The 22,496-nt window shown below is 65.8% G+C and carries 21 protein-coding genes; 17 read left to right on the forward strand and 4 right to left on the reverse strand.

Features of this window, described 5'->3' with window-relative positions; genetic code table 11:
* Nucleotides 1–10 precede the first annotated feature (10 nt).
* Nucleotides 11–817, reverse strand: coding sequence for a peptidylprolyl isomerase (locus QF038_RS08760; protein WP_307609778.1), 807 nt, complete (start codon nt 815–817; stop codon nt 11–13).
* A 225-nt stretch (nt 818–1,042) separates the two neighbouring features.
* Here QF038_RS08760 and hisS point away from each other — a divergent pair, with 225 nt between their 5' ends.
* A complete protein-coding gene (hisS, locus tag QF038_RS08765) occupies nt 1,043–2,413 on the forward strand; it encodes a histidine--tRNA ligase (RefSeq protein ID WP_307609779.1) in 1,371 nt (456 codons plus the stop codon).
* A 27-nt stretch (nt 2,414–2,440) separates the two neighbouring features.
* Here hisS and QF038_RS08770 read toward each other — a convergent pair whose 3' ends face one another.
* Nucleotides 2,441–3,934 (reverse strand): HNH endonuclease signature motif containing protein, encoded by a 1,494-nt coding sequence (locus QF038_RS08770; RefSeq protein WP_307609780.1) that lies wholly within the window; start codon nt 3,932–3,934, stop codon nt 2,441–2,443.
* Between the two features lie 250 nt (nt 3,935–4,184).
* Nucleotides 4,185–5,426 carry an APC family permease gene (locus QF038_RS08775; RefSeq protein ID WP_307609781.1) on the reverse strand — a complete coding sequence of 414 codons (1,242 nt, stop codon included), beginning with the start codon at nt 5,424–5,426 and terminating at the stop codon, nt 4,185–4,187.
* A gap of 109 nt (nt 5,427–5,535) precedes the next feature.
* Here QF038_RS08775 and aspS point away from each other — a divergent pair, with 109 nt between their 5' ends.
* Together aspS and QF038_RS08785 are read left to right on the forward strand one after the other, a co-directional pair.
* Nucleotides 5,536–7,314 carry an aspartate--tRNA ligase gene (gene aspS, locus QF038_RS08780; protein WP_307609782.1) on the forward strand — a complete coding sequence of 593 codons (1,779 nt, stop codon included), beginning with the start codon at nt 5,536–5,538 and terminating at the stop codon, nt 7,312–7,314.
* A 71-nt stretch (nt 7,315–7,385) separates the two neighbouring features.
* A complete protein-coding gene (locus tag QF038_RS08785; RefSeq protein WP_307609783.1) occupies nt 7,386–8,171 on the forward strand; it encodes a GNAT family N-acetyltransferase in 786 nt (261 codons plus the stop codon).
* Between the two features lie 9 nt (nt 8,172–8,180).
* Here QF038_RS08785 and QF038_RS08790 read toward each other — a convergent pair whose 3' ends face one another.
* On the reverse strand, nt 8,181–8,858 hold the full coding sequence (locus QF038_RS08790; RefSeq protein ID WP_307609784.1) for an acVLRF1 family peptidyl-tRNA hydrolase: 678 nt from the start codon (nt 8,856–8,858) through the stop codon (nt 8,181–8,183).
* Nucleotides 8,859–8,924: 66 nt separating this feature from the next.
* Here QF038_RS08790 and QF038_RS08795 point away from each other — a divergent pair, with 66 nt between their 5' ends.
* The 14 genes from QF038_RS08795 (at nt 8,925) to nusB (ending at nt 22,472) form a co-directional block, all read left to right on the forward strand.
* The gene (locus QF038_RS08795; RefSeq protein ID WP_307609785.1) at nt 8,925–10,346 is read left to right on the forward strand and encodes a replication-associated recombination protein A; all 1,422 of its coding nucleotides are present in this window, start codon (nt 8,925–8,927) and stop codon (nt 10,344–10,346) included.
* A gap of 170 nt (nt 10,347–10,516) precedes the next feature.
* The gene (gene rpsD, locus QF038_RS08800; RefSeq protein WP_015937210.1) at nt 10,517–11,143 is read left to right on the forward strand and encodes a 30S ribosomal protein S4; all 627 of its coding nucleotides are present in this window, start codon (nt 10,517–10,519) and stop codon (nt 11,141–11,143) included.
* A 146-nt stretch (nt 11,144–11,289) separates the two neighbouring features.
* Entirely contained in the window at nt 11,290–11,664 is a 375-nt protein-coding gene (locus QF038_RS08805; protein WP_307609786.1) for a DUF948 domain-containing protein, read from the forward strand.
* An 18-nt stretch (nt 11,665–11,682) separates the two neighbouring features.
* Complete coding sequence (locus QF038_RS08810; RefSeq protein ID WP_307609787.1) at nt 11,683–11,925, forward strand: hypothetical protein; 243 nt, start codon at nt 11,683–11,685, stop codon at nt 11,923–11,925.
* 136 nt (nt 11,926–12,061) lie between these two features.
* Entirely contained in the window at nt 12,062–14,740 is a 2,679-nt protein-coding gene (alaS, locus tag QF038_RS08815; protein WP_307609788.1) for an alanine--tRNA ligase, read from the forward strand.
* Nucleotides 14,741–14,748: 8 nt separating this feature from the next.
* Nucleotides 14,749–15,348, forward strand: coding sequence for a Holliday junction resolvase RuvX (gene ruvX / locus QF038_RS08820; protein ID WP_307609789.1), 600 nt, complete (start codon nt 14,749–14,751; stop codon nt 15,346–15,348).
* Entirely contained in the window at nt 15,345–17,060 is a 1,716-nt protein-coding gene (gene mltG / locus QF038_RS08825; protein WP_307609790.1) for an endolytic transglycosylase MltG, read from the forward strand. Before ruvX ends, mltG begins: the two co-directional genes overlap by 4 nt.
* Nucleotides 17,057–17,917, forward strand: coding sequence for a shikimate dehydrogenase (locus QF038_RS08830; RefSeq protein WP_307609791.1), 861 nt, complete (start codon nt 17,057–17,059; stop codon nt 17,915–17,917). The genes mltG and QF038_RS08830 overlap by 4 nt, the downstream gene beginning before the upstream one ends.
* 26 nt (nt 17,918–17,943) lie before the next feature.
* Nucleotides 17,944–19,143 carry a chorismate synthase gene (aroC, locus tag QF038_RS08835; protein ID WP_307609792.1) on the forward strand — a complete coding sequence of 400 codons (1,200 nt, stop codon included), beginning with the start codon at nt 17,944–17,946 and terminating at the stop codon, nt 19,141–19,143.
* Between the two features lie 57 nt (nt 19,144–19,200).
* Nucleotides 19,201–19,710, forward strand: coding sequence for a shikimate kinase (locus QF038_RS08840; protein WP_373461632.1), 510 nt, complete (start codon nt 19,201–19,203; stop codon nt 19,708–19,710).
* Nucleotides 19,707–20,798, forward strand: coding sequence for a 3-dehydroquinate synthase (gene aroB / locus QF038_RS08845; RefSeq protein ID WP_307609794.1), 1,092 nt, complete (start codon nt 19,707–19,709; stop codon nt 20,796–20,798). Before QF038_RS08840 ends, aroB begins: the two co-directional genes overlap by 4 nt.
* Nucleotides 20,798–21,316 (forward strand): tetratricopeptide repeat protein, encoded by a 519-nt coding sequence (locus tag QF038_RS08850; protein WP_307609795.1) that lies wholly within the window; start codon nt 20,798–20,800, stop codon nt 21,314–21,316. The genes aroB and QF038_RS08850 overlap by 1 nt, the downstream gene beginning before the upstream one ends.
* Before the next feature lie 182 nt (nt 21,317–21,498).
* Nucleotides 21,499–22,062 (forward strand): elongation factor P, encoded by a 564-nt coding sequence (gene efp, locus QF038_RS08855; RefSeq protein WP_050054941.1) that lies wholly within the window; start codon nt 21,499–21,501, stop codon nt 22,060–22,062.
* Complete coding sequence (nusB, locus tag QF038_RS08860) at nt 22,062–22,472, forward strand: transcription antitermination factor NusB (protein WP_050054942.1); 411 nt, start codon at nt 22,062–22,064, stop codon at nt 22,470–22,472. Before efp ends, nusB begins: the two co-directional genes overlap by 1 nt.
* Nucleotides 22,473–22,496 lie beyond the last annotated feature (24 nt).

Below are 22,496 nucleotides of genomic sequence, written 5' to 3' on the forward strand. Positions count from 1 at the left end.
GCCGGGCTTCCTACTTCAGAGAAAACGAGTCTATCGTGACTGGTTCCACAGGTGTGCCGTCTGTGTCGCTGCTGCCCGGCGTAATCCCGGCTGCCGCTATGTCCGACACCACATCGAGCCCGGACGTCACTCTTCCCACCATGGTGTAGCCCCCGGCGCTGTCCGCCGGGATGACCGTGTCCTTGTACACGACGAAGAACTGTTTCCCGTTTCCGAAAGCGTTGTTCCCGGTGCGGGCCACGGCGATGGTTCCGGCCGGATATGTATTGTCGGCGGGCGTGTTTTCGAGGGGACCCCACGTGTAGGTTGGATCACCCTCCCCGTTGGGTCCGGAAGCGCCGCATTGGAGCAGCCCGAACGTCTCGCCGGTGGTGAGGCGGTGGCAGGATTTGGTATTGAAGTAGCCTTCGTCGCTGAGTGACTTGAATACAGCGGCGGCCTGCGGCGCCTTTGTCCCGTCCAGCTCCACCGTCAGCGGGCTGCCGTTCAGCACCAGATCGCCGGTAAAAGTCTTGCCTGAGGCCGTTTCCGCAGCAGGAATGTTGGGCCCGTTGCTCGCCTGCGCGGATGGGCTTGCAGAGGCGGAGGGGCTGGACAGCCCGGCCTCCAGGGCGGCGAACTCCTCCTCGGTTGGATTACCGGCGAAGGCGGTCAGTTGAAGGACGACGGCGAGCACCACGGCGGCGGTTCCGGCGCCGGCGGCGATCATGTTGTCGCGCTTGCGCCGCTTCTCTTGTTCCCGGCGCAGCTCGCGCTTGGCTTCCATCTGCTGAATGCGCCGCCTTGCTTCGCGGGCACTGCGTGAACTGGCCGCCAAGGGTCCTCCTTTTAGTCGGGCTGCTGCGCGCCGCGGCACGGGCCTCGGGCGCAGGTGTCTGACGGCCAAGCCCTGACGCGTCCGCTGCATTAGAGATGCTGGCGGATGACGCATAAACTGACTGCCGCACATAGTTTATGCATGACTGGCTGGACTGCCGCCGTTCCAGGCCCGTTTCGGGCCGCGCAAGTCCCAGGCACCCTTATCAAGAGGAGAAAATCCACCATGGCACGCACCGCCTCCCTGTCCGGATTCCCCGAGTGGCTTCCCGAGGAGCGGCTGGTGGAGCTGCATGTGTTGGATACCCTGCGCCGGGTTTTCGAGCTGCACGGGTTCGCTTCCATCGAGACGCGGGCGGTCGAAACCGTGGGGCAGTTGCTGCGCAAGGGTGAAATCGATAAGGAAGTGTACGGTCTCAGCCGGCTTCAGGAGGACGAGAGCGAGAATCCCGTTAAGGGCGGCAAAGCCGATCCGCACGCGCTTGCACTCCACTTTGACCTGACTGTTCCCTTCGCCCGTTACGTGGTGGAGAATGCCGGTTACCTCGCCTTCCCGTTCCGCCGTTACCAGATCCAGAAAGTCTGGCGCGGTGAGCGCCCGCAGGAGGGCCGGGCGCGCGAGTTCACGCAGGCGGACATCGACGTGGTGGGGGACGGCGACCTGCCGTTCCGCTACGACGTCGAAATCGCGCTGGTCATTGCAGAGGCCCTCAGCGCGCTTCCCATCCCTGACTTCCGGCTTAGGGTTAACAACCGCAAACTCGCGGAGGGCTTCTACCGCGGCATCGGCCTGGACGATACGGCCGGCGTGCTGCGCAGCATCGATAAACTCGAGAAGGTCGGTCCCGCGAAGGTCGCCGAGCTGCTGAAGGCTGAACTGGGTGCAACCGACGAGCAGGCACAGAAGGCCCTGGAGCTGGCGGGAATCCGTACCGAGGACACGTCCTTCGTGGAACAGGTGCGCGCCTTGGGCGTGAGCAATGAGCTGCTCGAGGAGGGCCTGTACGAGTTGGAACAGGTCATCGAGGCCGCTGTCCAGCGGGCTCCCGGCAAGGTGCTGGCCGACCTCAGTATCGCCCGCGGCCTGGACTACTACACCGGCACGGTAGTGGAAACGGTGCTGGTGGGCCATGAACAGCTCGGCTCCATCTGCTCGGGCGGACGCTACGACGCACTGGCCTCCAAGGGCAACCGGAAGTTCCCCGGGGTGGGCCTTTCCATCGGCGTCACCCGGCTGGTATCGCGCATCCTGAGCCAGGACCTGGCCAAGGCTTCGCGTTCAGTTCCCACCGCTGTGCTTGTCTCCCTGACCAATGATGAGAGCTGGAGTGCCGCGCAGGACGTTGCGGCGCAGCTCCGCAGCCGGGGAATTGCCACGGAAGTGGCAGCCAAGGCGGAGAAATTCGGCAAGCAGATCAAATTCGCCGACCGCCGCGGCATCCCCTTCGTCTGGTTCACCGACGACGACGGCACCCACCAGGTCAAGGACATCCGCACCGGTGACCAGGTAGTGGCATTCCCCGAAACCTGGACCCCGCCGGCCGAGGATTTGGCGGTCCAGGTCGCGTCAACAGCCCCGATGGCTTCCGCAGTCTAGGGCTGCTCCCGGATGCGCTGCCGGTACTTACGGCAGCGCTTCCTGGAAGTGGGCGCGTTTGAGGGCTTGGCGTTGCCTGGCTTCAGCGCGACGTGGCCTTGGCCGCATTACGGCTGTGGCAGGCAGGCCAGCCGCAACGGGTCTAAGTAGGGGACTGTTGGCTACCGGCGTTGCGGGAAGCGGCGGTGCCGTTGACCTGTAGGTGTGGCCCGTTGGCGTCCGGGATTCGACTGAATGCCTTTGGCCTGGCCGGGTAACTGTCTTGGCGGTCCAGCCTGGTGTTTCTTTGGTGTGGTTGCAGGCCTGGCAGAGGCCTTGGCCGTTGGTGCTGGTGGTTGGACCCTCTGTGCGCCACGGGATGATGTGGTCCAGGTGGCGGATGGGCGCGTCGCAGTAGGGGGTCCTGCAGGTGTCGTCCCTTACCTGGATGAATCGGCGGAGCCCGGGCGGGAAGAGCCGGGCTTTGGAGTCCATCGCGACCAGCTCACCGCTGCCGGGCGTGGTGTAGAGCCGGCGAAGCCAGACATTCAGCTCTCTACCTTCCGGGGTGCCGACTGAAGGCAGCCTGCCTGAGCGGCCAAAACCGACGTCTCCTATGCCCGCGTTTACACCGCCATCTGGTCCCTGCCCAGCTGGTGCTGGGCGATCCAGCGTGGCCCCCGCAAATCCTGAGCCGGCTGCTTCGCCGCCGCTGGATCCCGCATCTGTCATCAGCTCGCCCTTGATGGCCTTTCGAGCCCATTCGCCGGGGACGATGCCGTAGCCGGTGAGGCGGGCGGGTTCGCTGTCGCCTTGGAAGAGGGTGCGGTCGGTCACCACGAGCTGGATCTCGACACCCGCGATCCCGCCCGGGGTGCCGGTGACGCATTCCACGAGCTGATCGGCCATGATTGCGCCCTGGGAACGCTCATCCCCGGAGGACTTCAGGACGTCGGCGTGGCGGGTCAGCGCCGCGTACGCGGCCACGCCTTGGGCGGCCGGGAGGAAGGCGGTCAGGCGGGTCATGGTGTCCGGTGCCGGCCGGAGGGTGACCGTTCGTTCACTGACGGCATGAGAAGCGCGCTTGGCGACTGAGTGTGGGTCCCGCCGGTACGCCGCAGCCCGGACGGCGGCGATGACGGCCCGGTCACCACAGCCGGCCAAGGTCCCGGTATCGGCGGCGATCTCCTGATCCACAGCGGCCCGGTCCTCAACCGACAGGCAGGCCGTTTCCTTCACCACCAGGGTGGCCCGCCACTCGTTCAACTGGCCCGATTCCAGCGCCGCGAACGTGCGGGGCATCTCAGCCAGGGCTTTCCCCAACCCCAGCAGCCTGCTTCCGCGGGACGGCGACTCCCCACGCGCCAAAGCGATTTCCGCGCCCACCCCGGCACCAAGTTCATCCGCAGGCATACCCGCGGCAGCCTGTTCCCGCCGCACATCAAGGTTGTAGGCCACGGCGATCCGCGCCTGCTTAGCCGCAGCCGCGGACTTCACGTCCTCCAGCTCCCGCAGCTGGTCAATCTTTCCCGGCCCGTCCATAGCGACTGGGACAGCAGCCAGCAATTCAAGGACATCAGCAACAGAAGGAACAGCACGGTTCCCGGCCGTGACTTCCCTTTGCCAACCCGTGAATGGCTTCCATAACCAAAGTCTTCCAGCGGGCCCCGCCAACGGCACGGACCCATCGGCCCTATGTGGATAACCAAGGACAGCCGCACCAGGGACTCAGGAAGGCGCCCGAACCGCTATAAGCGGCAAGGCCGCCGTCGGACGCTATGCGGGCGGTGCGCTAACGCCGGAAGCGCAGCACCAGCCAGCGGCCGGCCACACCTAAGGCCAGGACAGCTGCCATGGTCAGGACGGAGGCGGCAGGCAGGGTGAAGGCCAGCAGCAGGCAGCCCAGGAAGCCGGCGGCGTTCAACCACTTTGGCGCGTACACCGGATGGTCCCGCAGGGTGAAGGCGGAGGCGTTGGCCACCGCGTAGTACAGCAGCACGCCGAAACTGGAAAAGCCCACCACCGTCATGACGTCGGTGGTCAGCTGGAGCAGGATTACGACGGCGGCCACTGTCAGTTCTGCAACGTACGGCACCGTGTGCTTGCCGCCGATCCTGGCCAGCGGGCGGGGGAGGTCGCGCTCCCGCGCCATCGCCAGGGTGGTGCGCCCCACGCCGGTGATGAGGGCAAGGAGCGCACCCAGGCAGGCTGCCGCCGCTCCTGCCTGCACTGCCGGGGCGCCCGCCGCGAACTGGGACTGCAGCACAGCCTCCAGCAGCGGCGTCTTCGTGGCCGCCAGCCGCCCGCCGGGCAGATGGTTGAGGAGCAGCAGCGCCAGGGCCAGGTAGATGGCGAAGGCGGAAGCAAGGGCGCCAAGGATGGCCCGGGGGATTGAGCGGGCAGGGTCCTTCACTTCCTCGCCCAACGTGGCGATCCTGGCGTACCCGGCGAAGGCGAAAAACAGCAGGCCGGCGGCAGGCAGCACGCCGCCGGACGCGCCCGGGGCAGCCGTGCCCGGCGCCGCCACAGGATGCGGCCCGGCCAGCGCGGCTACCGCAACGAACACCAGGGTGGCCAGCACAACGCACAGCAGGATTCGGGTCAGCAGCGCGGTCCGGGTGATTCCCAGCAGGTTCACCACGGTCAGCGCCACCACCGCCGCCACGGCCACCGGTACGGCATAGCTCCCGGCCACATAACTGCCGAATGTGAGCGCCATGGCAGCACAGGAGGCGGTTTTTCCGGTAACAAATCCCCAGCCGGCGAGGAATCCCGGCCACTCGCCAAGCTGCTTCCTGCCATAGACGTACGTGCCGCCGCTGGTGGGATATTTTGATGCCAGTGCTGCGGACGCCACCGCATTGCAGTACGCCACAGCCCCCGCGATGATCACCGATACCACCAGCAGGTTTCCGGCCAGCGCAGCGGCTGGCGCGAACACCACAAACACCCCTGCGCCCAGCATGGAGCCCAGGCCGATGGTAGTGGCGTCAAAGGTGCCAAGCTTGCGTTGCAACTGCTGGTGTTCACTCATGCGGCGGTAGTCCCTGGGTTGCGGGTAAACTCGAACGGGATCGTTCCCGGATCGATCCTATTTAACTTCGCTGTTATCTTCCCGCTGTTACCCCGCAGAAAGGCGTGCTGTGCTGCGCACACATGACCTCGGATCCCTTCGTTCCGAGCACATTGGACAGACCGTAACCCTCGCTGGCTGGGTGGGCCGCCGTCGTGATCACGGTGGCGTGGCCTTCGTTGACCTCCGCGATGCGTCCGGCGTGGCCCAGGTGGTGGTCCGCGAGGAAGAAGTCTTCCACGGCCTGCGCAACGAGTACGTCCTGCAGATCACCGGCACTGTTTCCAAGCGGCCCGAGGGCAACGAGAACCCTGCCCTGGCCACCGGCGAGATTGAGGTCATGGCGGACAAGGTGGTCATCCTCAATACCTCCGAGCCGCTCCCGTTCCAGATCGACGAGCACGTTGAAGTGGGCGAGGAAGCACGCCTGAAGCACCGCTACCTGGACCTTCGCCGCCCGGGCCCCGCCCGCAACCTCCGGCTGCGTTCCGAAGCCAACCGGGTGGCCCGCGAACTGCTCCACCAGGACGGCTTCGTCGAGGTGGAAACCCCCACACTGACTCGTTCGACGCCGGAAGGCGCCCGCGACTTCGTGGTCCCGGCCCGCCTGGCCCCCGGTTCCTGGTACGCCCTGCCGCAGTCCCCGCAGCTGTTCAAGCAGCTCCTGCAGGTGGGCGGCTTCGAGAAGTACTACCAGATCGCACGCTGCTACCGCGATGAGGACTTCCGCGCCGACCGCCAGCCGGAGTTCACCCAGCTGGACATCGAAGCCAGCTTCGTGGACCAGGACGACATCATTGCCCTCGGTGAAAACATCGTCAGGGCACTGTGGAAGGTGATCGACGTCGAGATCCCCACACCGATCCAGCGCATCACCTACGCGGACGCCATGGCCCGCTACGGCTCCGACAAACCCGACCTGCGCTTCGGCGTGGAGCTCACCGAATTGACGGAATTCTTCAAGGACACCAACTTCGGTGTGTTCAAGGCGCCCTATGTGGGCGCCGTGGTGATGCCCGGCGGTGCTTCCCAGCCGCGCCGTACCCTTGACGGCTGGCAGGAATTCGCCAAGCAGCGCGGCCACAAGGGCCTCGCCTACGTCCTGTTCAAGGAAGACGGAGAGCTCGCCGGCCCCGTCGCAAAGAACCTGACGGACGCTGAACGCGCCGGCCTGGCTGATGCCGTTGGCGCCAAGCCCGGCGACTGCATCTTCTTCGCTGCCGGTGAGAAGACGGCGGCCCGTGCCCTGCTGGGTGCTGCCCGCGTTGAAATCGGCCACCGTACCGGCCTCATCGACCCCAACGCCTGGGCCTTCTGCTGGGTGGTGGACGCCCCGATGTTCGAGCCTGCAGCAGCGGCCGTTGCCTCAGGTGACGTGGCCGTGGGTGCCGGCAAGTGGACCGCTGTCCACCACGCTTTCACCTCGCCCAAGCCCGAGTTCCTGGACACGTTCGATCAGGATCCGGAATCAGCGTTGTCATACGCCTACGACATCGTCTGCAACGGCAACGAAATCGGCGGTGGGTCCATCCGTATCCACGAACGCGACGTCCAGGAACGCGTCTTTGAACTGATGGGCCTCGACCGGGAAGACGCCCAGACCAAGTTCGGCTTCCTGCTGGAAGGCTTCAAGTACGGCGCACCTCCACACGGCGGTATCGCCTTCGGCTGGGACCGTGTGGTGGCACTGCTGGCTGGCGTGGAGTCCATCCGCGACGTTATTGCCTTCCCCAAGACCGGTAACGGTTACGACCCCCTGACTGCGGCCCCTGCCCCCATCACACCGCAGCAGCGCAAGGAGGCCGGTGTTGACTTCAAGCCGGAAGCCAAGCCAACTGACGGCAAGTAGAGCATCAACCCGTTGACCTGAAGGCCCTCCCGCAAAGGAGGGCCTTCAGGCTTACCGCACAGGAGCCCCCCATGGTCCACGGCCTCCCGGGTCTGCAGGCGCGTGAAGTTGAAACGCTCATGGATGCTGCCTGGCCTTCCGTGGAGCGGCACGATACGGGGGAGTGGGTCCTTCGCGCCTCGGAAGGTGTCACCCAACGGGCCAATTCTGTGTGGCCGCGGAACAGTGCCGAAGCGCCCGGCGATGCTTTGCGCGAAGCGACGCAATGGTACCGGGAGCGGCGGCTTCCCCTGATCTTTCAGATCACGGACAAGCCGGGCAATGCGGAGCTGAATGCCGTCCTCGACCGGCAAGGCTTCACGCGTCAGTCGGAGACACTCATCATGGCCAGGACCTCTGCGGCAGCATGCGTACCTTCGCGGGCGGCTGCTCGGGTGCAGATGAGTGACCAGCCCGACGACGACTGGCTGGCTCTGTGGTGGAGGGTGGACGGCCGCGGGGGTGCGGCAGAATGGGCGACGACGCGCGCCATCCTGACCGGATGCCCTTCACTGTACGCAATGGTCCGGGACGACGACGGCGTCCCGGCGGCGGTTGGGCGACTCGCCATGGTGGAGGGAACCGGCGGAATCTACTGCATGGCCACCTCGCCGTCCCACCGCCGCCGCGGATACGCTTCCGAGGTACTGCAGGCACTCCTGTCCGAAGGTAACGCACGCGGGTTGAACAATTTCTGGTTGCTCGTCACTGCAGCCAACGAAGCTGCACAGCAGTTGTACACCCAGGCAGGATTTAAGGAGTCGGGCCGTTACCTTTACCGCCAGCAACGGCCACGCAGGGCGCTGACGGGCTGCTGACTCCCGGCTTCAGCCGACTGGGGCGTCGGAAACCTGGACACGCACAGCACAGGCGTCTGCGGCAGCCTTCCGCAACACTGCTGCTTTGGGATCCGGGACATCCAGGTAGGCCAGCCGGGGCAGCGTGGCATAGTCCTTCAGGGCCGGGTGCTGGAGCACAAGCCCCGCCAAGGCCCGGTCACCGCCAGGCACCACGTATTCGAAAGCCTCGCTGCCAAACACCCGCAACGCCTGTTCAGCAACAGTCTGAACCAGCGCGTCCGCCTGGTTGGACCGGCGCCGTGCGAACCGCTGCTGGGACTGGCCGCCTGCCGCAGTGCGGGACTGCACATACGTCGAACCCACCTTCGAAGCCAAAGGTGTCCCCTCACTCACTACCGCCACACCATAGCCACCCCGGCGCGCCAGCAACAGTCCAAGACGGCGCGGCTGCGATGCCAGGGAGGCGAGCCTTTCGAGTTCGTCCGCGCCGCGCCCTGGACGGCCATCCGCGGGCCAGGGAGCCTGCAGGAGCGCTTCGGCGCCGTCGGACGCCAGCAGGTGCAGCCCGTCGTCGTCATCCATCACCCGGAACCCGCCGTGCGCCGCCCCGAACCTCTCCGCCCAGCCAGCCAGCCGGCTGCCGGCGATAAAGGCAGTGCGGACGGAGTGCCCGCGCTGTCCTCCTGCGGTGGTACGTGCGGGCATGAGGGCATCCTTGGCTGGGCGGCGGCTTCGGCAGGAAAGCCGAAGGACTGGAAGTAGCCTATCTATGTGGATGATCTCTTCGGGCACGGGCCAGGCAATGATGACGACGACGACGGTCCCGTTCCCGCCGTCGGCCGAACTGCCGGGGGAGGAGGCAATGCCTCCCCGCGCGGTCCGCTCGCCGTCCGGATGCGTCCCCGCACCCTTGACGAGGTGGTGGGGCAGCAGCATCTTCTCGGCCAGGGGTCGCCTTTGCGCCAGCTGGCGGCCGGTGCCGGAGCGGACACATCCGGCCCCGCGGGACCCACTTCGCTGATCCTCTGGGGCCCGCCGGGGACCGGCAAAACAACCCTGGCACACGTGATCGCCCGCGGACCGGGCCGGAAGTTCGTGGAACTTTCCGCCATCACTGCCGGCGTCAAGGACGTGCGGCGCGTCATGGATGACGCCCTCACCGCCCGCGACCTGTACAAAACAACCACAGTCCTGTTCCTGGACGAGATCCACCGCTTCAACAAGGCCCAGCAGGATGCCTTGTTGCCGGGCGTTGAAAACCGGTGGGTGGTGCTGGTTGCCGCCACCACAGAGAACCCTTCGTTCTCAGTGGTCTCACCGCTGCTGTCCCGCTCACTCCTGCTCACGCTCCGCCCCCTGACAGATGCGGATATTGAAGGACTGCTGCAGCGCGCCGTTGACGATCCCCGCGGCCTGAACGGGAAAGTAAACCTCACCGCAGAAGCACTCGACCACCTGGTCAGGCTTTCGGGCGGTGACGCGCGCCGTGCCCTGACCGCCCTGGAAGCAGCCGCCGGCGTGGCGTTCGGGGACGCAGATGACGCCCAAGACGGAGAGGTCACCGTCGACCTGAAACACACCGAACGCGCCCTGGACGTCGCCGCCGTGCGCTACGACCGGGCAGGAGACCAGCACTACGACGTCATCAGTGCCTTCATCAAGTCCATCCGCGGGTCCGATGTTGACGCAGCCCTCCACTACCTGGCCCGGATGCTCGAAGCGGGGGAGGACCCGCGCTTCGTGGCCCGCAGGATCATGATTTCGGCCGCCGAGGATGTGGGGATGGCTGATCCCACCGCACTTCAGACTGCTGTGGCGGCGGCGCAGGCGGTGCAGCTGATCGGGATGCCGGAGGGGCGGATCATCCTGGCCGAGGCCGTGGTGCACCTGGCCACAGCGCCGAAATCCAACGCCGCGTACATGGGCATCAACAAGGCCACCGCCGACGTCCGGGCAGGCTTGGGGATCGGTATTCCCGCGCACCTGAGGGACGCACACTATCCGGGCTCCAAGCAGCTGGGCCACGGCGTCGGGTACAAATACGCCCACGATGCCCCGCATGGGGTGGCCACCCAGCAGTACCCGCCGGACGACATAGTGGGGAAGGACTACTACCAGCCCACCGCCAACGGCGCGGAACGGGACATCGCAGTACGGCTGGAGCGGCTGCGGAAGATTGTCCGGGGCAAGTAGCCGCCATGGTAGGATGGATGTTTGTCTGGCAAGGCGCGGACGCACAATCTCCCCAATTTTACGTTGAGAAGGTTATGCCTGCGCCCAGTAGCAAAAGGCAGCGGTTGGCCGATGCTCTCCATCGTGGAGGCCAGTAACACTGACACACCGCAGATATTGGAAGGACACAAGTGGCTAACAACACTCGTGCTCGCCGTCAGGCCCGCCTCTCGCGGTCCCTCGGCATCGCTCTGACCCCCAAGGCCGCCAAGTACATGGAGCGCCGCCCGTACGGCCCCGGTGAGCATGGCCGTGCCCGCAAGAAGCAGGACTCCGACTACGCCGTACGTCTGCGCGAAAAGCAGCGCCTGCGCGCCCAGTACGGCATCCGCGAAGCACAGATGACCCGTGCCTTCGAAGAGGCCCGCCGCACCAAGGGCCTGACCGGTGAAAACCTCATCGAACTGCTCGAAATGCGCCTTGACGCCCTGGTCCTGCGTGCCGGCTTCGCCCGCACCATCGCCCAGGCCCGCCAGCTGGTTGTGCACCGCCACATCCTGGTTGACGGCATCCGCGTTGACCGCCCGTCGTTCCGCGTCGGCGAAGGCCAGCTGGTCCACGTCCACAGCCGCAGCGAAACCATGGTTCCGCTCCAGGTCGCAGCAGCAGGCGCCCACCGCGACGTCCTGCCCGCCGTTCCCGCTTACCTGGACGTCAAGCTGGAAGCCCTCCAGGCACGCCTGGTCCGCCGCCCCAAGCGCTCCGAGATCCCGGTGACCTGCGAAGAGCAGCTCGTCGTCGAATTCTACGCACGCTAAATCCCAGCAGCGTATCCAAAGAAGCCCGTGGCAAGCGCCGCGGGCTTCTTTGTATGTAAGGTACTTGGGGGACATCTGCGGAAGTGCGCTTTGCGAAGCATCCGCCGATGGCATGAACCACAGAATTTCGAGGAGATGAAACGTCTATGTCTGGTGGCGATATTGCCGGCCTGATCGCTGCCGGAGTGTTCGCGCTCCTGGTGCTGCTGCTGGCAGTGCCCATCCTGAAGCTGGGCAAAGTCCTGGACGAGGTGCGCACGTCCATCAGGTCACTGAGCGACGGCGCCACGCCTTTGATGGACGAGGTCACCGCTACCGTGTCCACCACCAACCAGCAGCTGAAGAAGGTGGATGGCATTTCGTCCAACGTCTCGGACGCCTCGGCCAACCTTTCCGCCTTGACCTCCCTGGTTGCCGCCACCGTCGGCTCGCCGCTCATCAAGGTGGCGGCGTTCAGCTACGGCGTCCGTACCGCCGTGGCCAACCGCAAGAAACCTGCTGCCGGCCGCCGCAGCCGCTGATCTCCCGGAGGACCTGAAATGAAACGACTTGTCTGGATGGGAATCGGCGTGGCCATCGGCGTCATCGCGTTCCGCAAAGTGACTGAGGCGCAGGCCAGCATGCAGTCCACCCTCGGCCCGCAGGGCCTGAACCGGGCAGTGGGCCGGCTCGCGGACGGCATTTACGATTTTGCCGACGCCCTCCGCGACGGCATGCGCGAACGGGAAACCGACCTCCGCGCCGCCCTTGGAGTGGACTCGGACGAACTGGTCCGCCGCTGACCCGGCAACCGCCCCAGGCAGCGGCCCGGCCGCAGCACTTTTAGAACCAACCGGCAGCAACCGTGCCAACGGAACTGCCACGTGAACGAATTTCCGCGCAGCCGCGCGCGGACCAAGAAGGGTAAGTAAACAGCTCATGAAGTCGCAGGAGATCACAAAGCGCTGGGTGGACTTTTTTGTCAGCAAGGGCCACACCGCGGTTCCCTCCGCATCGCTGGTCTCCAGCGACCCCTCGCTGCTGTTCACGGTTGCCGGCATGGTTCCGTTCATTCCCTACCTCACGGCCCGCGAGGTGCCGCCCTACTCCCGCGCCACCAGCGTGCAGAAATGCATCCGCACCGGCGACATCGAGGAAGTGGGCAAGACCGCCCGGCACGGCACTTTCTTCCAGATGTGCGGCAACTTCTCCTTCGGGGACTACTTCAAGGAAGACGCCATCAAGTTCGCCTGGGAACTGCTCACCACGAGCGTTGCCGACGGCGGCTACGGCCTTGCGCCCGAACTGCTGTGGGTGACCGTCTACGAAGAGGACGACGAAGCCAAGGACCTGTGGCTGAAGAACACCGGTGTCCCGGCCGAGCGCATCCAGAAGATGGGCAAGTCGGACAACTACTGGCACACGGGCCAGCCCGGTCCCGCCGGCCCCTGCTCCGAGATCTACTATGACCGCGGCCCCGCCTATGGTGTGGAAGGTGGTCCGCTGGCGGACGAGACCCGCTACATCGAGATCTGGAACCTCGTGTTTATGCAGTACCAGATCGAAAACGTCCGTTCCAAGGAAGACTTCGATGTGGTGGGCGAACTGCCCAAGCGCAACATCGACACCGGCCTGGGCATGGAACGCCTGGCCATGATCCTGCAGGGCGTCGAGAACATGTACGAGACCGACCAGGTCCGTCCCGTCATCGACAAGGCAGCAGAGCTGTCCGGCAGGGAATACACGTCCGCCGAAACCCCGGACGATCCCCACCACACGGACGACGTCCGCATGCGTGTGGTGGCCGACCACATCCGTTCGGCCCTGATGCTGATTTCCGACGGCGTCACCCCCTCCAACGAAGGCCGCGGCTACGTCCTGCGCCGCCTCATCCGCCGTGCCGTGCGCTCCATGCGGCTCCTCGGCGTCGAGCAGGCCTGCCTGCCCGAACTTCTCCCCGCCTCCCGGGACGCCATGAAGGGCGTCTACCCGGTGGTGGACACAGACTTTGCCCGGATCAGCCGGATTGCCTACGCGGAAGAGAAGGCCTTCCTGCGCACCATCGCCTCCGGCACTGCCCGCCTTGAGGACGCCGTCAAGGAATCCAAAGCCGCCAATAAGCCGCTCTCCGGCGCCGACGCTTTCGCCCTGCACGACACTTACGGGTTCCCGATCGACCTCACGCTCGAAATGGCTGAGGAAGCGGGGCTCAAGGTGGATGAAGCAGCCTTCCGCAGCCTTATGCAGGAGCAGCGCCAGCGCGCCCAGGCCGACGCCAAGGGCAAAAAGGGCGGCCACGCCGACCTCACCGTGTTCCAGGAACTGCTCGGCCAGGGCGAGACCGTCTTCACCGGATACACGGAACTCGACGGCGAATCACGCGTCCGCGGCATCCTTACGGGAGGGCGGCCGGTACAGCAGGCCTCCACGGGTGACGAAATCGAGCTGGTCCTCGCCGAAACCCCGTTCTATGCCGAAGCCGGCGGCCAGGCCGCCGATACCGGCCTCATCACCGGCGACGGCTTCGTCGTCGAGGTCCTCGATGTGCAGCGCCCGCTGAAGGGCCTGAGCGTGCACAAGGCGATTGTCCGCGAAGGCGAGATCGGCGCCGACTCACTGGTCCGGGCCGCCGTCGACCGCGAACGCCGGCACGCCGCCGAACAGGCGCACACGGGCACGCACATCGTGCACGCCGCGCTGCACCAGATCCTCGGGCCGGAAGCCACCCAGCGCGGGTCCTTCAACAAGGCGGGGTACCTGCGCTTCGACTTCGCCTGGGGCGAAGGGCTGAGCACCGCCACCCGCTCCGAAATCGAAGAAGTTTCCAACCTTGCCATCCGCAACAACTACTCGGTGGAAACCAAGGTGATGGGACTCGCCGAAGCCAAGGCCCTGGGCGCCATGGCCCTCTTCGGTGAGAACTACGGCAGCGAAGTGCGGGTTGTGGAGATCGACGGCGCGTGGTCCCGCGAGCTCTGCGGCGGAACGCACGTGTCCAACACGTCATTGATCGGCAGCCTTTCGTTGCTGGGTGAACAGTCCGTCGGGTCGGGAAACCGCCGCGTGGAGGCGTTTGTGGGCATGGACGCTTTCCGCCACCTTGCCGCCGAACGCGCCCTCGTGACGGAACTGACGGACATGCTCAAGGTCCCGTCCGGCCAGCTGGCCGACAGGATCGCCGCCACCCTCGCCAAGCTCAAGGCCACGGAGAAGGAGCTGGACCGGCTCCGCAAGGAGCAGCTGGCAGCCTCAGCCGCCCAGCTGGTCAGCAGCGCCAAGGATGCCTCAGGCGTCAGCGTCATTGCGCATGACGCCGGCCAGGTCAGCGGCGCGGACGACCTCCGCGGACTCGCACTGGATCTCCGGAACCGCCTGGGCTCGGCTGCTGCAACCGTGGCCGTGGCCGGTGTTGCCAATGACCGTCCAATGATCCTGGTCGCCACCAATGAGGAAGCGCGCGGGGCCGGGGTCAAGGCAGGTGCCCTGGTCCGCGTTGCCGCAGGCATCCTCGGCGGCGGCGGCGGCGGCAAGGACGATGTTGCCCAGGGCGGCGGAACGGACGCAGCCAAGGTAGCTCCCGCCCTGGCGGCCGTTGTGGACGCCATCGCGCGGCGATAAAAGCACCCATGACCAATCCAACAGCGGCCGGCGAAAGTCCCCAGGGCGTCAAACTGGGGATCGACGTCGGCACCGTCCGGGTCGGTGTGGCCATCTGCGATCGGGACTCGATCCTGGCCACGCCGTACAAGACCCTGGACCGGAATCCGAAGAAAAACTCCGATATCCGGGTCATCGCCAACCTGGTGCAGGAACTCGGCGCGGTACAGGTCATTGTGGGCCTGCCCCGCACCATGAAGGGTGAAGAGCACGCCTCTGCGAGGATGGCCACGGAGTATGCCGGGCTGCTGGCAGCAGAGCTGGCAGCGCGGGATCTGGCCGTCCCGGTGAACCTGGTGGATGAGCGGCTGAGCAGCGTGACTGCGCACCGGAACCTGCATGAAGCTGGCATGGGCAGCAGGGATCACCGTAAAGTAGTTGATCAGGTCGCGGCGGCAGGCATCCTTCAGCACGCCATCGACATGCAGAAAGCCAGGGGAGCGGATGTGGGCCGACGCGTAACCGCGCCCTCCCCTTCCGTGGACCCGGGGGTCAACGAGGCGGATGAGTCTGTCCGCATCGCCCCGGAAGCCACGGACCGTACTTCAGATAATGGAAGGCAACAGTGAGCCCTGCCAACATTGACGACGCTTCCGGCCCCTTGGGCGCCGGGGGAGCGAGGCCGCTGACCCGCAAGGAACTCCGGGCACGTGAGAAGACCACCACCGCGCTCCAGGGCACCGTGCCGGAGCAGGCCTACGAAACAGGACACGAGGTGCCGCCAGTGCCTGCCGATCCACCGGCCGTGGCGGCGCCCGCTGCTGCAGACCAACCCGTTCCGGCAGAGCAGCCCGTTCCGGCCGCTCCGGCAGGACCTCCTTCCATCCAGGACGTCCATCAGGAGGAGCCACTCCACCACGCGGTTCCCGAGACGCAAGCCCCGGCCCGGCCGGTGGTGGCAGACGTCCACGACGGCACCGCCCATCGGCCGGATGCACCGGCCACGGAACTTCACGACGTGGTGCACCAGGACGTCCACGCTCCATATGAGCCGGCCCTGGCCGGCCATCAGCACGCGGTGGACGGACATTACGACGGCGACGTCCATTATGCGGAGGGGCGCGACTACCACGACGGCGTGCACCGTGACGCGACGCTCCCTCACGAGGGGCACTACGACCAGGGGCTCTACGACGATGCGCACTACGATGACCCGCACCACGACGACGGGCATCACGACTTCCTGCCCGGCCCTGCGGCCGCAACGGTAGTGGCGAAGCCGTCCAAAAAAGTCCGGCGCCGCCGCCGGCTGCTGGCACTGTTTCTTACGCTTGCCGTTTTTGTGACCGCGGTGGCGGTGGGCGCGCAGTTCCTGAAGCCCCTCCTGGGCAACGACAAGCCCAGCGACTTCCCCGGCCCGGGAACGGGTGAGGTAGTGGTTACCGTCGAGAACGGCGAAGGCACGCGTTCAGTGGCCAGCACCCTGGAAAGCCAGCGGGTGGTGGCGAACGCTGATACCTTCCTTCAGGCCTTCACCGCGTCCGGGGGAACCCTGGCCCCGGGCGATTACACCTTCAAGACGGAGATGAAAAACACAGACGCTGTGAACGTGCTGCTCGGCAAGGACAAAACCAAGGTCATCTACTTTGCCCTGAGTGCCGGCCTGCGCATTGGCGAATCCTTGCAGGCCATTTCTGAAGGATCCGGTATTTCAATCCAGGACCTGAAGGCCCTCAGCGACCAGCCGGCCCAGTTTGGACTGCCCGCCAGTGCCAAGAACCTGGAAGGCTTCCTGGCGCCCGGGGAGCACCGCTACCCGCTCGGGACCTCCGCGAAGGACATCCTTCAGTCGCTGGTGAAAACTACTGTTGATGAACTTGTGTCGCAGGGCATCACCGATCCGGCCAAGCAGTACGAAGCCGTCATCGTCGCCAGCATCGTCCAGGCAGAGGGCGGCCAGGCAGACTACGGCGATGTGGCCGGTGCCATTTACAACCGGCTCAAGCCCAACGACCAGACCGGCGGGTTCCTGCAGGTGGACTCCGCCGTGACCTACGGGCTGGGCACCAGGAGCTTCAACTTCACGGACGAACAGCGCCAGGATAAGTCGAACCCGTACAACACCTATGCGAATCCAGGCCTTCCGCCGGGTCCCATTGGTTCCCCGGGCGAGACGGCCATTGACGCTGCCGCCAAGCCAAAGGCCAACGATTACCTGTACTGGGTGACCATCAACCTTGACACCAAGGAGACGAAGTTCTCGCGTACCCTGGCGGAGCACAACGGCTACGTTGAGCAGTACAACGCCTGGTGCACGGCAAACGCGGGCCGCTGCACATGAGCCTTCGGGCAGCCGTCCTGGGCCACCCGATCAGCCACTCCAAATCGCCGGCGCTGCACCACGCGGCGTACAGCAGCCTGGGCATCGGCATCAGTTACACGGCCATTGACGTCACTGAGGAACTGTTGCCCTCGTTGATGCGCCAGGTCCGCGACCAGCCGGGCTGGTGCGGCCTGTCCGTCACCATGCCCCTGAAGGCGGCGATGGTGGCCGAGGTGGATGAGGTCCGCGGCGTGGCCCGGACCCTGGGCGTGGTGAACACGGTGTCCTTTGAGGAGCATGGGAACCGCTTCCGGACCATCGGCTCCAACACGGACGTGGCGGGAATCGTGAACGCGGTCCGGCACGCAGGCGCCCGGACGCCGTCGTCGCCCGTTGTCCTCGGGGGAGGAGGCACGGCGGCGGCCGCCATTGCGGCACTGAAGGAACTCGGAGCCGGTTCGGCCCGCATCTTCGTGCGTGACCCTGCACGCACCAGCGACGTCCGTAACGCGGCGGACAGTCTTGGCTTCGCCCTGGACGTCCAGTCCCTGGCGGAGGCTGCGGCACCCACGGCCGCTGCCGACGTCGTAATATCCACCCTGCCGCCGCGGGCGGCGGACGGACTGGCGGCCCAAATCGCCGCCCTGAAAACCCCCACACCCGGCGTTTTGCTCGATGTGGCCTACGATCCCTGGCCCAGCCTGATCGCGTCGGTGTGGCAGGCAGGCGGCGGCGCCGTAGTGCCCGGCCTTGAAATGTTGCTGTACCAGGCCGTGGAACAGGTGCGCCTGTTCAGCCGGCTTGAAGAGGAAGTTAACGCATCCGTCATAGATGTGATGTGTGACGCAGTCGGCCTTCCCCGACGGGCGTTGTAACCGCCATACGTGGCAGGATGGAAAATATGTTGCGTTGGTTGACTGCCGGTGAATCCCATGGTCCGGCTCTAATGGGAATTATTGAAGGCGTCCCCGCCGGTGTTGAAATCACCAGCGGGCACATCGCCGATTCACTGGCCCGCCGCCGCCTGGGCTACGGGCGCGGCGCGCGCATGAAGTTTGAACAGGACGCCGTGACCATCCTGGGCGGCGTCCGGCACGGAATCACCCAGGGCGGTCCCGTGGCCATCCAGGTGGGCAACACCGAATGGCCCAAATGGGAGCAGATCATGGCTTCCGATCCCGTTGACCCTGAGCTCCTCGCGGACCAGGCGCGCAACGCGCCCCTCACGCGCCCCCGCCCCGGCCATGCTGACTTCACCGGGATGCAGAAATACGGCTTCGACGAGGCCCGCCCCGTCCTGGAGCGCGCCAGCGCCCGTGAAACCGCCACCCGCGTGGCGCTGGGCACCGTCGCGGCACAGTTCCTGAAGCACCTCGGAATCGAACTCGTCAGCCACACTGTATCCATCGCCACTGTCACGGTCCCGGAGGGGCGCCCGCTGCCTGTCCCCACCGATGTGCTGGCCCTGGACGCTGACCCACTGCGCTGCTTCGACCGCGAAACCTCCGACGCAATGGTCGCGGAGGTGGACGCTGCCCACAAGGAAGGCGAAACCCTGGGTGGCGTTGTTGAAGTCCTCGCCTACGGGCTCCCGCCGGGACTGGGCAGCTATGTCCACTGGGACCGCCGGCTTGATGGACGGCTTGCTGCTGCCCTGATGGGCATCCAGGCAATCAAGGGAGTGGAAGTGGGCGATGGATTCCTCACCGCCGCGCGCCGCGGCTCAGCCGCCCACGACGAAATCGTCAAGGACGCCGACGGCCGGATTATCCGCGCCAGCAACCGGGCCGGCGGCATTGAGGGCGGCATGAGCATCGGTGACGTGCTCCGGGTCCGCGCGGCCATGAAGCCCATCGCAACGGTGCCCCGGGCCCTGAAGACCATCGACGTCAGCACCGGCGAAGCGGCCAAGGCCCACCACCAGCGCTCCGACGTCTGTGCCGTACCGGCGGCCGGTGTTGTTGCTGAAGCGATGGTGGCGCTGGTCCTGGCCGAAGCCGTCACCGAAAAGTTCGGCGGCGACTCCGTGGCGGAAACCGCACGGAACATCAAGGGCTACCTGGACAGCATTCCGGCGTCCCTGGACTCGATCGGCCAGTAAGTGCCCCACCGCAACAAATCCGAGTCCGCGGGCCGTCCGGTGGTCCTCATCGGGCCCATGGCAGTCGGCAAATCCGCCATCGGCCACCAGCTTGCCCAGCAGCTTGGTGCCCCGTTCGTGGACACCGACGCCGTCATCGTGGCGGCCCACGGATCCATCGCAGAAATCTTCGCCGGGCGTGGCGAGCATGCTTTCCGGGAGATTGAGGCGCGGACAGTGGCCGACGTCGTCGAAGCGGCAGAAGGCACCACCACCGTCATTTCGCTTGGCGGCGGTGCGGTGCTTGATTCCGGAACGCAGCAGCTGATCGGCCGCTGCATCGTTGTTTACCTCGAGTGCGACGCTGACACCGTTGCCGCCCGCATCGCCCGGAATTCGGGGCGGCCCCTGCTCGCAGGGGATGCGATGGGCCGCTGGACAGCCATGTTCGCCACCCGCAAACCGGTCTACGAGCGGCTGGCAGATATCACCCTGGACGTGCGCCACGGCTCGGTTTCCGAGCTGGGACGCCGACTGGAAGCAGCACTGCGGGACTACGCAGCTGCCAAACAGGAAGTTGAAAAGTGAGCGCCGAATCAACAGTCATCAAGGTCACCGGCGAATCCGCCGCCAACAACTACGACGTGGTGGTGGGCCGGGGACTGCTCGGAGACCTTCCCGGCCTGCTCGGTGAGCGGGTCCGGCGGGTCCTGGTCATTCATCCCCGTGCCCTCCGCCTCACCGGTGATACAGTCCGTGACGAGCTCGCAGCGGCCGGTTTCACCTCGCTGACGGCGGAGATTCCCGACGCCGAAGAGGGCAAGCACATCCAGGTGGCCGCCTTCTGCTGGCAGGTCCTGGGGCAAAACGACTTCACACGCTCCGACGCGATTGTCGCCGTCGGGGGAGGGGCCGTCACGGACCTTGCAGGCTTCGTAGCTGCCACTTGGCTGCGCGGCGTCAAGGTCATTCACATGCCCACCAGCCTGCTGGGCATGGTGGACGCCTCCGTGGGCGGAAAAACCGGCATCAACACCGCCGAGGGCAAGAACCTGGTGGGGGCGTTCCATCCGCCCGCCGCCGTGCTGGCGGACCTCGATACGCTGAACACGCTGCCCAAAAACGAGATCATCTCCGGCATGGCGGAAGTCATCAAGTGCGGCTTCATCGCCGACCCCGCCATCCTTGACCTCGTCGAGAAGGACACTGACGCTGTGGTCGACCCGCAGTCGGATGCCCTCCGCGAGCTCATCGAGAGGGCCATCGCCGTAAAGGCGAAGGTGGTTTCGGAGGACCTCAAGGAGTCCGGGCTGCGCGAGATCCTGAACTACGGCCACACCCTGGGCCACGCCATCGAACTGGTGGAGCGGTACTCCTGGCGCCACGGTGCCGCCGTCTCCGTGGGCATGATGTTCGCCGCAGAGCTCGCCCGCAGCGTGGGCCGGCTCAGCGATACCGACGCCGACCGGCACCGCAGCATCCTGGACGGACTGGGGCTTCCGGTCACCTACCGGAAGGACCGCTGGCAGGGCCTGCTCGACGGCATGCGGCGGGACAAGAAGTCCCGAGGCGACCTGCTGCGGTTCGTGGTCCTGGACGGTGTGGCCAAGCCGGGGATCCTCGATGTCCCGGACACGTCGCTGCTGTTCGCCGCCTACCAGGAAATTGCTTCCTGATGCAGGGCGACATGGAAGGCACAACAGACTGGCCGGAAGCCGGGTTCCCTGGCATCCGCATCAACCCCGAGACCCTGCTGCCGGAAATCGTGAACGAGGACGCCTGCCGGGAAGCCCTGGCCGTCTCCACCGACCCGGCTGACCACATCTTTGTGCTGCTGGTGGAAGGCCATGCCGCCGAGGCTGCCGAACTGCTGGCCGAGGCCCGGTTCAAGGATCCGGAATCCTTCCGGCTGCGGGCCTTCGAAGCCGAAGTGCTCCGGGTATCCAACCGCATGGACCGGGCCGTGGAGCTGTTCCGGCAGCTGCTCGCCGAAGTACAGGGGACCCCCCGTGAAGCGCTGGTCCTGCAGTTCCTGGGCAAAACCCAGTACACGGCGGGCCAGACCTCGGCAGCAGTCGAATCCTTCGCCCGCGCCCTGGATCTGCGGGTGGCCGAGTCGGCTGATGCCGCCCTGATTTACTCCTCCACCGTGGCGCTCCAGCGCGCCCGGGACGTGCTGGACCTGGCCTGCTGACGCCGGACAGCGCACCCCGCCCGGACGCCGTACCGGGGGCACCCCCGATTTACCGGTAGAATGGTATTTGAATTTTTTCGAACCCCGATTTTTGACAAATACGAGCTGGCACGCCGCCTGGCCTGCCTGCCCGGCATACAGCGTCTGACAACGCGACCAGACAAAGAAACCAGAGGATACCAGTGGCAACCACTAACGACATCAAGAACGGAACGGTCCTGAAGCTTGAGGGCCAGCTCTGGAACATTATCGAATTCCAGCACGTCAAGCCGGGCAAGGGCGGCGCCTTCGTACGGACCAAGATGCGCAACGTGATGTCCGGCAAGGTCGTGGACAAGACGTTCAACGCCGGACTCAAGATCGAAACCGCTACCGTGGACCGCCGCGACTACCAGTACCTGTACCAGGACGGCGCGGACTTCGTGTTTATGGACACCTCCGACTACGACCAGATCACGGTCTCCGGTGCCACTGTTGGCGACGCCACCAACTTCATGCTCGAGAACCAGATGGTCAACATCGCCATCCACGAAGGCACCCCGCTGTACATCGAACTGCCGCCGAGCGTCGTCCTCGAAATCACCTACACCGAGCCGGGCCTGCAGGGCGACCGCTCCTCCGCCGGCACCAAGCCCGCAACCCTGGAAACCGGCTACGAGATCCAGGTCCCGCTGTTCATCGAGAACAACACCAAGGTGAAGGTGGACACCCGCGACGGCAGCTACCTTGGCCGGGTCACCGAGTAGTGAGCGCCCGCGGTAAAGCCCGTAACAGGGCCCTGGATGTACTTTTCGAAGCCGAGCAGCGCTCGGTCTCGGCTTTCGACGTGCTCCGGGCACGCCGGGAGAAGACCGACCAGATCATCAATCCCTACACCCTTGAGATCGTCGAAGGCGTGCTGTCCCAGCAGACGGCCATCGACGAATTCCTCGAAACCTATTCGCAGGGCTGGAGCCTTGAGCGTATGCCGTCTGTTGACCGCATCATCCTCCGCATCGGCACCTGGGAGCTCCTCTACAACGACGACGTCCCGGACGGCGTAGCGGTAAGTGAAGCGGTGGCGCTGGCCAAGACGCTCTCCACCGACGAGTCGCCACAGTTCATCAACGGCCTCCTCGGCCGCCTGCAGCAGCTGAAGCCGTCCCTGCTGGCATAACCGCAGGACGTTGGACACCAAGAG

Origin of the sequence: Pseudarthrobacter sp. W1I19, assembly GCF_030817835.1 — a bacterium.
Lineage (GTDB): Bacteria > Actinomycetota > Actinomycetes > Actinomycetales > Micrococcaceae > Arthrobacter.